Annotated in this window: 14 protein-coding genes; 10 read left to right on the forward strand and 4 right to left on the reverse strand. The window is 30.0% G+C overall.

From position 1 onward, the window contains the following. Positions 1-10: 10 nt before the first annotated feature. Positions 11-1,156, reverse strand: coding sequence for a 5-(carboxyamino)imidazole ribonucleotide synthase (locus Lupro_RS10735; RefSeq protein ID WP_068209985.1), 1,146 nt, complete (start codon positions 1,154-1,156; stop codon positions 11-13). 48 nt (positions 1,157-1,204) lie between these two features. After that, positions 1,205-1,696: a Rieske (2Fe-2S) protein gene (locus Lupro_RS10740; RefSeq protein ID WP_068209988.1), complete on the reverse strand. Its 492-nt coding sequence runs from the start codon at positions 1,694-1,696 to the stop codon at positions 1,205-1,207. Between the two features lie 49 nt (positions 1,697-1,745). On the opposite strand from Lupro_RS10740, the gene greA reads away from it, so the two are divergent. After that, the gene (gene greA / locus Lupro_RS10745; RefSeq protein WP_068209991.1) at positions 1,746-2,222 is read left to right on the forward strand and encodes a transcription elongation factor GreA; all 477 of its coding nucleotides are present in this window, start codon (positions 1,746-1,748) and stop codon (positions 2,220-2,222) included. A gap of 87 nt (positions 2,223-2,309) precedes the next feature. Beyond that, positions 2,310-2,696 (forward strand): HIT family protein, encoded by a 387-nt coding sequence (locus Lupro_RS10750; RefSeq protein WP_068209994.1) that lies wholly within the window; start codon positions 2,310-2,312, stop codon positions 2,694-2,696. A gap of 2 nt (positions 2,697-2,698) precedes the next feature. Here the strand turns inward: Lupro_RS10750 and Lupro_RS10755 are convergent, their stop codons facing one another. Next, the gene (locus Lupro_RS10755; protein ID WP_068209998.1) at positions 2,699-3,847 is read right to left on the reverse strand and encodes a sensor histidine kinase; all 1,149 of its coding nucleotides are present in this window, start codon (positions 3,845-3,847) and stop codon (positions 2,699-2,701) included. A 92-nt stretch (positions 3,848-3,939) separates the two neighbouring features. Here Lupro_RS10755 and Lupro_RS10760 point away from each other — a divergent pair, with 92 nt between their 5' ends. The 5 genes from Lupro_RS10760 to Lupro_RS10780 all read left to right on the forward strand — a co-directional run bounded on the left by Lupro_RS10760 (position 3,940) and on the right by Lupro_RS10780 (position 6,593). After that, positions 3,940-4,806: a flavin reductase family protein gene (locus tag Lupro_RS10760; protein WP_068210001.1), complete on the forward strand. Its 867-nt coding sequence runs from the start codon at positions 3,940-3,942 to the stop codon at positions 4,804-4,806. A gap of 3 nt (positions 4,807-4,809) precedes the next feature. Further along, on the forward strand, positions 4,810-5,187 hold the full coding sequence (locus Lupro_RS10765) for a DUF3127 domain-containing protein (protein WP_068210004.1): 378 nt from the start codon (positions 4,810-4,812) through the stop codon (positions 5,185-5,187). 84 nt (positions 5,188-5,271) lie between these two features. Then, positions 5,272-5,934 (forward strand): leucyl/phenylalanyl-tRNA--protein transferase, encoded by a 663-nt coding sequence (gene aat, locus Lupro_RS10770; protein ID WP_068210007.1) that lies wholly within the window; start codon positions 5,272-5,274, stop codon positions 5,932-5,934. Between the two features lie 90 nt (positions 5,935-6,024). Next, positions 6,025-6,351 carry a nucleotide pyrophosphohydrolase gene (locus Lupro_RS10775; RefSeq protein ID WP_068210010.1) on the forward strand — a complete coding sequence of 109 codons (327 nt, stop codon included), beginning with the start codon at positions 6,025-6,027 and terminating at the stop codon, positions 6,349-6,351. A gap of 2 nt (positions 6,352-6,353) precedes the next feature. Next, positions 6,354-6,593 carry a hypothetical protein gene (locus Lupro_RS10780; RefSeq protein ID WP_068210014.1) on the forward strand — a complete coding sequence of 80 codons (240 nt, stop codon included), beginning with the start codon at positions 6,354-6,356 and terminating at the stop codon, positions 6,591-6,593. A gap of 174 nt (positions 6,594-6,767) precedes the next feature. On the opposite strand, the gene Lupro_RS10785 is transcribed toward Lupro_RS10780, so the two are convergent. Beyond that, complete coding sequence (locus tag Lupro_RS10785; RefSeq protein WP_068210017.1) at positions 6,768-9,875, reverse strand: WD40/YVTN/BNR-like repeat-containing protein; 3,108 nt, start codon at positions 9,873-9,875, stop codon at positions 6,768-6,770. An 86-nt stretch (positions 9,876-9,961) separates the two neighbouring features. On the opposite strand from Lupro_RS10785, the gene Lupro_RS10790 reads away from it, so the two are divergent. From Lupro_RS10790 to rlmN, 3 genes are all read left to right on the forward strand, one after another. Further along, positions 9,962-11,173 carry a 3-phosphoshikimate 1-carboxyvinyltransferase gene (locus Lupro_RS10790; protein ID WP_068210020.1) on the forward strand — a complete coding sequence of 404 codons (1,212 nt, stop codon included), beginning with the start codon at positions 9,962-9,964 and terminating at the stop codon, positions 11,171-11,173. A 176-nt stretch (positions 11,174-11,349) separates the two neighbouring features. Next, complete coding sequence (queA, locus tag Lupro_RS10795; RefSeq protein WP_068210024.1) at positions 11,350-12,399, forward strand: tRNA preQ1(34) S-adenosylmethionine ribosyltransferase-isomerase QueA; 1,050 nt, start codon at positions 11,350-11,352, stop codon at positions 12,397-12,399. Positions 12,400-12,468: 69 nt separating this feature from the next. Beyond that, positions 12,469-13,506 (forward strand): dual-specificity RNA methyltransferase RlmN, encoded by a 1,038-nt coding sequence (gene rlmN, locus Lupro_RS10800; protein WP_068210027.1) that lies wholly within the window; start codon positions 12,469-12,471, stop codon positions 13,504-13,506. The last annotated feature ends 24 nt before the right edge of the window (positions 13,507-13,530 follow it).

Consider the following 13,530-nt stretch of genomic DNA (forward strand, 5'->3'; position numbering starts at 1 on the left):
AATTGTATATTTATTTACTTATTACTCTAATTGTATTTTTAACTATTTCAGCTATTTTTCTAGCTTCATTTACATTGTTATTAACGATAGTTACATGACCCATTTTTCTAAAGGGTCTTGTTTGTTTTTTTCCGTAAATATGTGGCGTTACTCCATCAATTTTTAAAATTTCGTCTATATTTTTATAAATAACATCACCTGAAAAACCTTCTTCGCCAACCAAATTTACCATAATTCCTGCAAGTTTACTATCTGTATTACCCAACGGAAGGTTTAAAATACTTCGTAAATGTTGTTCAAATTGATTTGTATATGAAGCTTCAATACTATAATGCCCACTATTATGAGCTCGTGGAGCAACTTCGTTGACTAGAATTTCATCATTTTCAGTTTGAAATAATTCAACGGCTAATAAACCAACATGTTTAAAAGACTCTGCAACTTTTAAAGCTATTTTTTGAGCTTTTTGAGCAACTTCGTTTGAAATTCTTGCGGGGCAAATAACATATTCTACTTGGTTGGCTTCTTTGTGAAATTCCATTTCAACAACAGGATATGTTTTAATTTCTCCATTTTTATTTCTTGCAACAATTACAGCAAGTTCATTTTTAAAAGGAATTAATTTTTCAATAATGCAGTCAACATCATTTAATAAACTTAAATCGTTTTTACTTTTAATAACTTTAACTCCAGTTCCATCATAACCAAATTGTGCAGATTTCCAAACAAAAGGGAATGCGTGTTTTTCATTTTTTAATTCTTCTAAAGATGAAAACCGCTTATGAGGAGATGTTGGAATCTTATTTTTAACAAAAAAATCTTTTTGTTTCCCTTTATGTTGAATTGTTTGAATAACTCTTGGTTGAGGGTGAATTTCTAAGCCCTCTTCTTCCAACTTTAATAATGCATCAATGTTAACATGTTCAATTTCAATAGTTAATAAGTTAACTTTTTTACCAAAATTGTAAACAGTATCAAAATCTAATAAATTACCTTGGTAAAATTCATTACAAATTTGCGCACAAGGAGCTTCAGAAGAACCATCTAAAATACAGGTGTAAATATCAAATTTTTGAGTTTCTGTTAGTAACATTTTACCTAATTGGCCACCGCCTAAAACACCCAATTTAAAATTTGATGAGAAATAATTTTTCACGTTTTGTTGCTTTTGCACAAAAATAGGAATCTGTTTTTAATTAAGAAGTTAAAAGTTGGTAATATTTAGAGTTGAAGAATTTAAAACATTAACTCTATATTCTCTAGCAAAATGTATATTTCCAGAAGTTTGAGGTGAGCCATCAATAATACTATACTCACTATTATCACAAGGGCATTTCATTTTTAAACTTCCATCAAAAACCATTGGAGTAGCACAATCATTGTTAGGACAAGCCCTATCATAAGCTTTGTAAGGAGGATTTCCAATACCCGTATTTTGAATAAGTATTCCTTTAATTCCACCAGCTATTTCAGTCCAGCCTGTTGGTGTTTGTAGGTCAATATATTGAGGTAAATCTATACTTATTGTAATATTTACTAATACATTAGGCAAAATATCATTGGTTACATTTTTTTCGCAGGAGAAAAATATAATAAATGGTAACAATAAAAATAGCTTTCGCATAGTTATAACATGAAGTTTAAAAGTTAAACGGTTGCAATTTACAAATATTTTGTACATTTGTGTAAATCTCATTCTGGTTTCCAGTTTTGGGATTTTTTGTATTTATTTAAATAGATAAGTTATGAGTAAAATATCGTATTATTCACCAGAAGGAATGAAAAAACTAAAAAAAGAGTTAGATTTTTTAGAACATGTGGAACGTCCAAGAATTAGTAATGATATTGCTGAAGCAAGAGATAAAGGTGATTTAAGTGAAAATGCGGAATACCATGCTGCAAAAGAAGAACAATCACACTTAGAGTTAAAAATTGCAAAATTAAAGGAAGTTATTTCTAATGCCAGAATTATTGATGAATCTTTGTTAGATACTTCAAAAATATTAATTCATTCTATTGTGAAAATTAAGAATACTGCTAACAATATGGAATTTACATATACGTTGGTTGCTGATTCTGAAACAAATATTAAAGAAGGAAAATTATCTGTTAATTCACCAATAGGAAGAGGGTTATTAGGTAAAAAGGTTGGAGATATAGCTGAAATAGAAGTTCCAAGTGGTATTGTAAAATTTGAAGTTATAGAAATTTCAAGAGCTTAAAAATAAAGACACATTAGGTAAAAGTTCTTTTCAGTTTTTTAATTGATAAGGGTTTCTTATTTTTGATTAAATAGAAAACGGAAAAAAATGTCAATATTTACTAAAATAATAAAGGGAGAAATACCTTCATATAAAGTAGCCGAAAATAATGAATTCTATGCCTTTTTAGATATAAATCCAAATGCTAAGGGGCATACGTTGGTTGTGCCTAAAAAAGAGGTTGATAAGTTTTTTGAGTTAGACAAAGCAACTTATAATGGCTTAATGGACTTTTCAAGAGATGTTGCTATTGCAATGAAAAAAGTAATTTCTTGTGAGCGTATAGGTATGGCTGTTATTGGTTTAGAAGTTCCACACGTGCATGTACATTTAATTCCGTTACAAAAAATGGAAGATATTCAATTTATTAAAAAGGTTAAATTACAGCCAAAAGAATTTGAAGCTGTTGCAAAAGCTATTTCAAAGGAATTGTAACGTTATTTTTTAAGTGTAATAACAAAAATACTTCCTTTGTTTATTTCAGATTTTAATACAGAAATTTTACCATTGTGGTAATCTTCAATAATGCGTTTAGCTAATGATAAACCTAGCCCCCAGCCTCGTTTTTTTGTAGTAAATCCAGGTGAGAATATTTTTTTTTGAATATTTTTTGGTATGCCTTTCCCTGTATCAGAAATAAAAATAGTAACATTTTTAATACTTTCAGAGATTTTAAGTGTTATTACCCCTTTTCCCTCCATAGCATCAATAGCATTTTTTGTTAAATTTTCAATTACCCAACTAAATAATTGAAGGTTAATATTTGCTAAAATTTCTTGTTCAGAAGCCTCAAAATTAAATTCAACTTGCTTAGAACTTCTTAATTTAAGGTAATTGAAAGAATTAAAAGTAGCTTCAACAATATTGAGTTTTGTTAATGTAGGTGTAGATCCTATTTTTGAAAACCGTTCTGCAATAATAGTTAATCTATGTACATCGTTTTCAATTTCTTTAATGGTATTTTCATCAGTATTTTCTAAACGTAAAATTTCAATCCAACCTAGTAAAGAAGATAATGGCGTACCAATTTGGTGGGCTGTTTCCTTAGCCATTCCAGTCCATAATTTATTTTGTTCAGCAACTTTGTTAGATTTAAAAAATAAATAAATTACACTGGCAAATAAGAATAAGATAAGAATTAAGGCAATAGGATAGTATTTTAGTTTAGTTAATAAATCTGAGTCTCTGTAATAAATATAATTTTTTTGATCTTTATCAAACTGAATAATTACTGGATCATTTTCACGTTTCATAATTGCCAATTGCTTAACTAAATAACTATGATCTTGAGCTTTAATAGAATCTAAATTTTGCCAACTAATAATTTCATCATTATCATTTGATAAAATCATGGGAACACTTTTATTATTTTCTAGAATTTTAAGAGGTAAGTTAATACTAGCATTTAGGTCTAAATTAGTAGCTAAATCTTTTTGTGCTGTTGCTAAAATTTCCATTTTAGCTCGTTCTTCGTGTTTGAATTTCTGAAAAAAACTGTATGTATTCCACAAAATAAGTGTAACAATAATAAAAGAGGCAATTATTACAGCCCATCTAATAATTTGAGAATTTTTTTGTGAAGCCATTATTCAAATATAGAATTTATGTTGATATAACTTAAAATTATAATCTATATTATTTTAAAGTTGAAATATTTATATTTGTTGAAAACAAATTGATGTTAAGTATAAACCCAGAAGACATTGCGATAGAAAAACTACACGGTTATTTATTAAGTGCTGTAGCTCCAAGGCCAATAGCTTTGGCTAGTACAATTGATACCAACGAAAATCCGAATTTATCACCTTTTAGTTTTTTTAATGTTTTTAGTGCAAATCCGCCTATATTAATATTTTCACCAGCGAGAAGAGTTCGAAATAATACAATAAAGCACACCTTAAAGAATGCTAAGGAAACTAGAGAAGTTGTAATAAATATAGTAAATTATGATATTGTACAGCAAATGTCATTGTCAAGTACTGAATATCCAAAGAATGTTAATGAGTTTGAAAAGGCCGGTTTTACAATGGTAGCTTCTGAAAAAGTGAAACCATTTAGAGTTGGTGAATCTCCAATACAATTTGAATGTAAAGTGAAAGATATAATAGAACTTGGAACAGGGGGAGGAGCTGGAAATTTAATTATATGTGAAGTTATAAAGCTACACATAAAAAAAGAGTTTTTGAATGATGACGGAAATATAAATCAACAAAAATTAGATTTAGTAGCAAGAGCAGGAGGCAGTTTATATTCAAGAGCTAAAGAAGGTTTTTTTGAAATACCTAAGCCATTAAAAACGTTAGGAATAGGCATTGATTCTATCCCTTTTGAAATTAGAAACAGTAGTGTATTAACAGGAAACGACCTAGGCATGTTAGGAAATGTTGAAGTAATACCACCTATAGAAGATGTTGATAAGTTTGCAAAAGAACACCCACAAATTATTGGGTATAATAGTGTAAAAAAACATACATTTGCGAAAGCATTTTTAGAAAAAAATGATGTTGCAAGTGCTTGGAAAGTGCTTTTAATGAAAAAAACTTGAAATATGGAAGTTACAGGAAAAATTAAAAAAATTGAAGAAACTAAAACTTTTGGTGCAAATGGTTTTAGAAAAAGAGAAATGGTACTCACTACAAACGATCAATACCCACAAATGTTAAAGATTGAATTTATTCAAGATAAATGTGATTTATTAAATAACTACCAAGAAGGTCAAGATGTGAAAATTTCAATTAATTTAACAGGAAGAGAATGGATAAACCCTCAAGGAGAGGCGGTTTATTTTAATTCTATTCAAGGCTGGAGAATTGAGGCGGTACAAGAAGGAGCAGGTGCTGAAGCTCCACCTATTGCTGCACCATTAGATAATTTAGAAACCACCTCTGATTTGAATGAAAACGAACCAGATGATTTACCTTTTTAAGTAAATCTATTACAATTTTATAAAAGAGAAAAGTGTATGCTTTTCTCTTTTTTTGTTTAGTTATATTTGTTGAAATTATTTAAGATGTATTTACTTTCAAAAGAATTGATATTTCCTCCAGTGCATTTAGCAAATGAAGATGGTTTGTTAGCTGTTGGCGGAGATTTATCTGCTGAAAGATTATTGTTAGCTTATAAAAGTGGGATTTTTCCTTGGTACAATCAAGGAGAACCAATTATATGGTATAGTCCAAACCCTAGAATGGTGTTATTTCCAAGGGATTTAAAAATTTCAAAAAGCATGAAACAAGTTATCCGTAGGGGTGATTTTACGGTTACTTTTAATCAAAATTTTTCAGAAGTAATTTCTAATTGTAAACAAGTTTATAGACCTTCAGATCAAGGTAAAACTTGGATAACTGATGAAATGGAACAAGCATATATAAAATTACATAAGGAAGGAGTTGCAAAATCTGTTGAAGTTTGGCAACATTTTGACTCTGCTCAATATAACAAAGAATTGGTTGGCGGATTGTATGGCGTAGATTTAGGAACTGTATTTTGTGGTGAAAGTATGTTTAGTAAAGTAAGTAATGCTTCAAAATTGGCCTTTATATATTTGACTCAAAAATTAGAAAAAGAAAACTATAAATTAATTGATTGCCAAGTGTACAATTCTCATTTAGCTAGTTTAGGAGCCAAAGAAATAGGTAGAGATGAGTTTTTAACGTATCTAAATTTTGATTAGAAAAAATAGGATTAAAGTGTTCTTAAAAAGAAGAGTATACAAAATATTATTAGAAGTTCACTATCTTTGATTTTTAGTAAAAATAATAAAATGGATATTAAAAACGCTCAAATAATTGTTGATAATTGGATAAAAGAACATGGAGTTCGTTATTTTAATGAGCTTACAAATATGGCTCAATTAACCGAGGAAGTTGGAGAAGTAGCTCGTATTATCGCTAGACGCTATGGAGAACAAAGTGAAAAAGAGAGTGATAAAGGAAAAGATTTGGGAGAAGAATTGGCTGATGTAGTTTTTGTGGTGTTGTGTTTGGCAAACCAAACAGGAATTGATTTACAAGAAGCTTTTGATAAAAAAATGGATGTTAAAACCAAACGTGATCACAATCGCCATCATAACAACACAAAATTAAAATAGATATGAATACGTATAAAAATCAGTCGTTTTTAAAATTAACAATTCGTTTTGGATTGGTGTTTTTAGTAATTGTTAGTGCTATAAAAATTATTATTTCTATTTTTAACCATAGCGGAATTGACGGAATGATGGATGAGTATTTTTCACCAAATGGGTTTGAACAATTTGCAAAAACACAAGTTTTAATGTCGGCACTTTACGGTGCATTTATGGCAGGATATTACAGGTTTATAAAAAAATAACACCATAACTAGAAACAACGTAATTTTTTCGAAAGAAGCAAATTGTTTCATTGCATTCGAAATAATTAATTTCAGATTTCTAATTATCACTTTGAGCGAAGTTGAAATGTTTTAATGAAATAATTTCACATAGATTTCTCGACTCCGCTCAAAATGACATTTAGGCATTTTTTATCAATCTAAATTAATCAAGTCAATATCGCTTTGCTTTACTTTTTTATTGAGCTTTTTAACATCATTATCAAATACTGAATAAATTTTTGATAGCTCAGCATCAATCAATTTTACAATTTCATTTTTAAATTCAATTGATTGATCTGTAGGTTTAAAATCACCTATTGAACTTAAAGAATTTAAATGTGCTAATTTGTTGTTTAGGCGAATTGGGAAATTTAAAGGATCTTGATTGCTTTTACTTTTTGTTTGATATAACACATTTTCATAGTTGGTTAATTCTTCTACAATTTTATCAGCCAAACCAATAATTTCTTTATTTTTTTCTTTATCTGAAATAGATGCTTTTAGCTGTTTTACTTGTTTTTTAACTTTTGTAATGTTTTTTAATGTTTTATGAATTTCAGTTAATTTTTCTTGAATTTCAAGTATAAAATTAAATTGAGCTAATAAATCTTCTTCAGAAGCCGTGCTCCTTGGGTCTTTCAACAATGTGAAATTTTGCTCAGAAACTACTTTCCCATTTTTAGTTAGTTTAATTGAATAATTACCAGGCAATGCTTTAGGCCCACTTAAAGATGCCCACCACAATATCATTCCTTTTATTTTTTCAGCATCAGGATATTGCATATTCCAATTAAATTGATTTGCTCCTTTTTTAACTTTTAGTTTTTCTTCTTGCTGTTTGGTATCTGGATTTGTTGAGAATGTTTTAATATGTTTCCCTAAATTATCAAAAAAAGATAGACTTAAGGTGTCTTTTTCATCAATATCTTTTACGTAATAATTAATAAGTACTCCTCCAGGGTGATTTTGACCAGCAGTTTTAGATTTTCGCTTACTTCCTCCCATACGATAAGTATCCATAGGTTTAAACATAAATAAATCATTTGAAATGAGCGTTTTATTAATTTGGTGTAAAGGAGTTAAATCATCAATAATCCAAAAAGAACGACCTTGAGTAGCTGCTATTAAATTATTATTCTTAACTGTCAAATCGGTAATAGGAACAATGGGTAAATTTAGTTGGAAAGGATTCCAATTTTTACCATCATCAAAACTTATATACATTCCTTTTTCTGTACCAGCATATAATAGCCCTTTTCTTTTTGGATCTGTACGTAATACTCTGGTGAAGTGTTCAGCATCAATTCCGTTGGTTAATAATTTCCAATTTTTACCATAATCTTCAGTTTTATAAATGTACGGTGCATAATCTCCTAATTTATAGCGAGTACCTACAATATAAGCTCCTCCAGCAGTAAATGGATCTACTTCAATAGCATTAATTAGCATCCATTCAGGCATTTTTTTAGGAGTAACATTTTTCCAATTTTTACCACCGTCGGTTGTAAGATAAACCAAACCATCATCAGATCCTGTCCAAATTAAACCTTCTTCAAAAGGAGATTCTACTGCCGCAAAAATAGTTCCATAGTATTCTACACCAGTATTATCTTTGGTTATTGGACCTCCAGAAGCTTTAAGTGTTTTTGGATCATTTCTTGTTAAATCTGGGCTAATAACTTCAAAAGATTGCCCTTCATTATACGTTACGTGTACAAAGTTAGAAGTTGTGTACATTTTCTTTTTATTGTGAGGGGAAAAGAAAATAGGGTAATTCCATTGAAAACGATATTTCATATCTTCAACTCCGTGACCCATTGGGTCATCGGGCCAAACATTAATTACTCGGCGTTCACCTGTTTTGTGATTTATTCTTGTTAATAAACCACCATAACTTCCGCCATAAACAATATCGTTATTTAATGGGTCTACTGCAATATGAGCGCTTTCTCCTCCAGCGGTACTTTCCCAATCACTTTCGCCAATATTTCCACCATTTGTTCGGTGAGCAATTCTAAATGTAGAATTATCTTGTTGGGCTCCATAAATTCGATAAGGAAAATGATTATCTGTCACAACTCTGTATATTTGAGCTGTTGGTTGATTCATGTAGGTACTCCAATTTTCTCCTGCATCAAAACTAACTTGCGCTCCACCATCATCACCAATTATCATTCGTTGATTGTCTTCAGGTGCTATCCATAAATCATGATGATCTCCGTGAGGTGCATTAAATGTTTTAAATGTTTTCCCTCCATCTTTAGATTGGTGGTATCGAACATTTAAAACGTAAACGATATTCTCATCTTGTGTATCGGCATAAATACGTGTGTAATACCAAGCGCGTTGACGTAATTTACGTTCTTTATTAATTAATTTCCAAGTTTTTCCTGCATCGGTAGATTTGTAAATACCGCCATCTTTATTTTCTATTAGTGCCCATACAATATCAGAATTTACTGGAGAAACAGTAATTCCACTAATTCCCCAAATTCCTTTTGGAAGACCTTCATTTTTAGAAATATTTGTCCATGTTTCACCCTCATCAGTACTTTTCCAAAGGGCAGAGCCACTACCTCCACTAGATAAGCTATAAGGAGTTCTTCTTACATTCCAAGTTGTAGCATATAAAATTCTATAATTATTTGGGTCAATTATTAAATCTACAGCACCTGCATTTGCATTTGAAAATAATACCTTTTTCCAAGATTTCCCACCATTAATAGACTTGTAAACACCTCTTTCTTCAGAAGGTTTATACAAATCTCCTAAAACTGCAGCAAATACAATATTAGAATTTTTAGGGTGGATGCGTACTCTTGGAATATGGCGCGATTTTTCTAAACCAATGTGTTGCCAAGTTTTTCCTGCATCTAAAGATTTCCACATACCATCTCCAGAAGATACATTACCACGAATGGTAACTTCACCATTACCAACATAAATTACATTATTATCCGATTCGCTAACAGCTATAGCTCCAACTGAACCTCCAAAAAAACCATCAGAAATATTACTCCACGTATTACCAGCGTCGGTAGTTTTCCATATTCCACCGCCAGTTGCACCAAAATAAAACAGATTTGCTTTATTAGCAACACCAGTAACAGCGGCACTTCTTCCACCTCTAAAAGGGCCAATATTTCGCCATTCTATAGATTTATAAAACTCTTCATTAAATTTGGATACTGTTTTTTGAGCATTAACTTTGTACGCTAATATTAAGAATAGGCAACTTGCTAATAAAAAGTATTTTTTCATATTGATTAGTTGATTTAAATTGAAAAAAAAATTAAAGAGTAAAGCTATTAAAAATTATTTTATTTTAAGTTATTAATTTAATAGGAATGAATTTATTGAAAATCAATAAAATAAATAAAAAAGTTAAAGGGAGTATTCAAATTACAGGCTCAAAAAGTGAAACAAATAGGTTGTTAATTTTGCAGCAATTTTATCAAAATTTAAAAATTGAAAATAGTTCAAATTCTGATGATTCAAGGTTGATGCAAAAAGCATTAGCAACTACTTCAAATGAAATAAATATTGGTCATGCAGGTACGGCTATGCGCTTTTTAACGGCTTATTTTTCAGTAAAAGAAAATGCTGAAATTATTTTAACAGGTTCTCATAGAATGAAAAATAGGCCTATTAAAATTTTAGTTGATGCACTAGTAACATTGGGTGCTAATATTCAATATTTAGAAAAAGAAGGGTATCCTCCTTTAAAAATTTTAGGTGAAAAATTAGTGAAATATTTTGTTGAAATTAATGGGAATGTTAGTAGTCAATATATTTCGGCATTGTTATTAATAGCTCCAACATTAAAAAAAGGATTGCAGTTAAAATTTAAGGGAGAAGTAACCTCAGTACCTTATATTAAAATGACGTTACAATTATTAGCTGAATTAGGTGTTGAATATTCTTGGGAAAACAATATTATTTCAATTCAGCCAAAACCAAAAATTAAGGATAAAACAATTACGGTTGAATCTGATTGGAGTTCTGCTTCTTATTTTTACAGCCTGTGTGCATTAAGTCCTAATTCTGAAATAAAATTAGCTTCTTATACTAAAAACAGTTTACAAGGCGATTCGGTTTTAGCAGTTATCTATAAAGATTTAGGTGTTGGAACAAGGTTTGAAGAGAACTCACTTGTACTTAGAAATAACAACACGTTAACTTTGAAGTCATTAAATGTCAACTTAATTAGCGCTCCAGATATTGCTCAAACAATTGCAGTTACTTGCTTTGGCTTGGGAATTGAATGTTTTTTATCAGGACTTCACACATTAAAAATAAAAGAAACGGATAGATTAGTTGCACTTAAAAATGAAATTGAAAAATTAGGTGGTGAAGTAGTTATTACGGATGAAACTTTACATTTAAAAGCTTCAACAAAAATTAAAGAGGATATATCTATTGCAACCTATGATGATCATAGAATGGCTATGGCATTTGCACCTTTAGCCACAAGGGTATCAATTCAAATTGAAAATGCAAATGTAGTCTCAAAATCGTATCCAACTTTTTGGGAAGATTTTAAAAAAATGACCTGTTAAAACACACCAATACAAAGTTTTATTGCAAATCACTTGACAACGCCTATGCCGATGTTGTATATTTGCGCTCATTCTATAAAAACACTTAAAATAAACCTTTTAGAAGTTTCGCTTTACAAAGATTGAAAATAGCAAATAACCTATTTTAGGTAACCACTAAAAAAAATAATAAATACATGAAATTATCAAAGTTTAAATTTGAATTACCTGAAGGATTGTTAGCAGAATATCCTGCAGAACACAGAGATGAATCTCGCTTAATGGTTTTAGACAGAAAAAAACAAACTATTGAACATCATACATTTAAAGATTTAATTAATTATTTTGATGAAGGTGATTTAATGATTTTAAACAACACCAAAGTTTTTCCTGCTCGTATGTACGGTGAAAAAGAAAAAACAGGTGCAAGAATTGAAGTTTTTTTATTAAGAGAGCTAAATGCAGAAAGTAGATTATGGGATGTATTAGTTGATCCTGCTAGAAAAATTAGAATTGGAAACAAATTATTTTTTGGTGATGATGAGAGTTTGGTGGCAGAAGTTATTGACAATACAACTTCTAGAGGTAGAACATTGCGTTTCTTGTATGATGGTTCTTATGAGGAATTTAGAAAAAAATTACAAGAACTAGGCGAAACACCACTTCCAAAATATATTCAAAGAAAAGTTGAACCTAGTGATGCAGAACGTTACCAAACAATTTATGCAAAACATGAAGGAGCTGTTGCAGCACCAACTGCAGGATTACATTTTTCTAAACATTTAATGAAACGTTTAGAAATTAAAGGTATAGATTTTTCAGAGGTTACATTGCATGTTGGTTTAGGAACTTTTAGCCCAGTAGAAGTTGAAGATTTATCAAAACATAAAATGGATTCAGAGAAGGCTATTGTTACATCTGAAACTATAAAAATTGTAAATAATGCAATTGATAATAAAAAACGTATTTGCGCCGTTGGAACAACAGTTATGAGAGCACTAGAAAGTGCAGTTTCTTCAAATGGACATTTAAATACTTTTGATAGATGGACAAACAAATTTATTTTCCCTCCATACGATTTTAGTATTGCAAATAGTATGATTACAAATTTCCATACCCCAAAATCTACCTTAATGATGATGGCTGCGGCTTTTGCAGGGTACGATTTTTTAATGGAAGCTTATGAAGAAGCAGTTAAAGAAAAATATAAATTTTACTCCTATGGAGATGCAATGCTAATTATTTAGAAAAAATATAATTTATTAGTCATTTGATTCCCGCATATGCGGGAATCTTTTTATAAAGTTAATATTAAAATGAACTCAAAAAAAGACATACGAGCTTTAACAAAAGATCAATTACGTAATTTTTTTGTAGAAAATGGCGATAAGGCATTTAGAGGCAATCAAGTGTATGAATGGCTATGGAGTAAAAGCGCTCACACTTTTGAGGATATGACTAATATTTCAAAAGAAACACGCCATATGTTACAAAACAATTTTGTAATTAATCATATTGAAGTTGATACAATGCAGCGTAGTAAAGATGGTACAGTTAAAAATGCCGTACGTTTATATGATGGATTAATTGTTGAATCGGTTCTAATTCCAACAGGAACTAGAACAACAGCTTGTGTATCTAGCCAGGTTGGCTGTAGTTTAGATTGTTTGTTTTGTGCTACAGCACGTTTAAAGAAAATGCGAAATTTAAACCCCGATGAAATTTACGATCAGGTAGCAGCAATTAACAAAGAAAGTTTATTATACTACAATCACAAATTATCAAATATCGTTTTTATGGGAATGGGAGAGCCCTTAATGAATTATAATAACGTGTTAAAAGCTATTGATAAAATAACTTCGCCAGAAGGTTTAGGAATGTCGCCAAAACGTATTACAGTTTCAACTTCGGGAGTGCCAAAAATGATTCGAAAATTAGCAGATGATGATGTGAAATTTAATTTAGCAGTGTCTTTACATTCAGCAATAGATGAAGTAAGAACAAAAATAATGCCTTTTAACCAAAACTTCCCACTTAAAGATTTAAAAGAAGCCTTAGAATATTGGTACGCAAAAACGGGTAGTAGAATTACGTATGAATATGTAGTTTGGAATGAAATTAATGATAATAAAGAAGCTATAATGGCATTGGTGCAATTTTGTAAATATGTACCTTGTAAGGTAAATTTAATAGAATACAATCCAATTGATGATGGAGATTTTAAACAGGCAAAACCACAGGCTATAGAAGATTATATTAGTATTTTAGAAATGAATGATATTATTGTAAATGTTCGCAGAAGCAGAGGAAAAGATATTGATGCTGCTTGTGGTCAATTAGCAAACAAAAGTTAAACTATTTTTCTTACTTTTGATTTC

The organism is Lutibacter profundi, assembly GCF_001543325.1.
GTDB classification, from domain to species: Bacteria; Bacteroidota; Bacteroidia; order Flavobacteriales; family Flavobacteriaceae; genus Lutibacter; species Lutibacter profundi.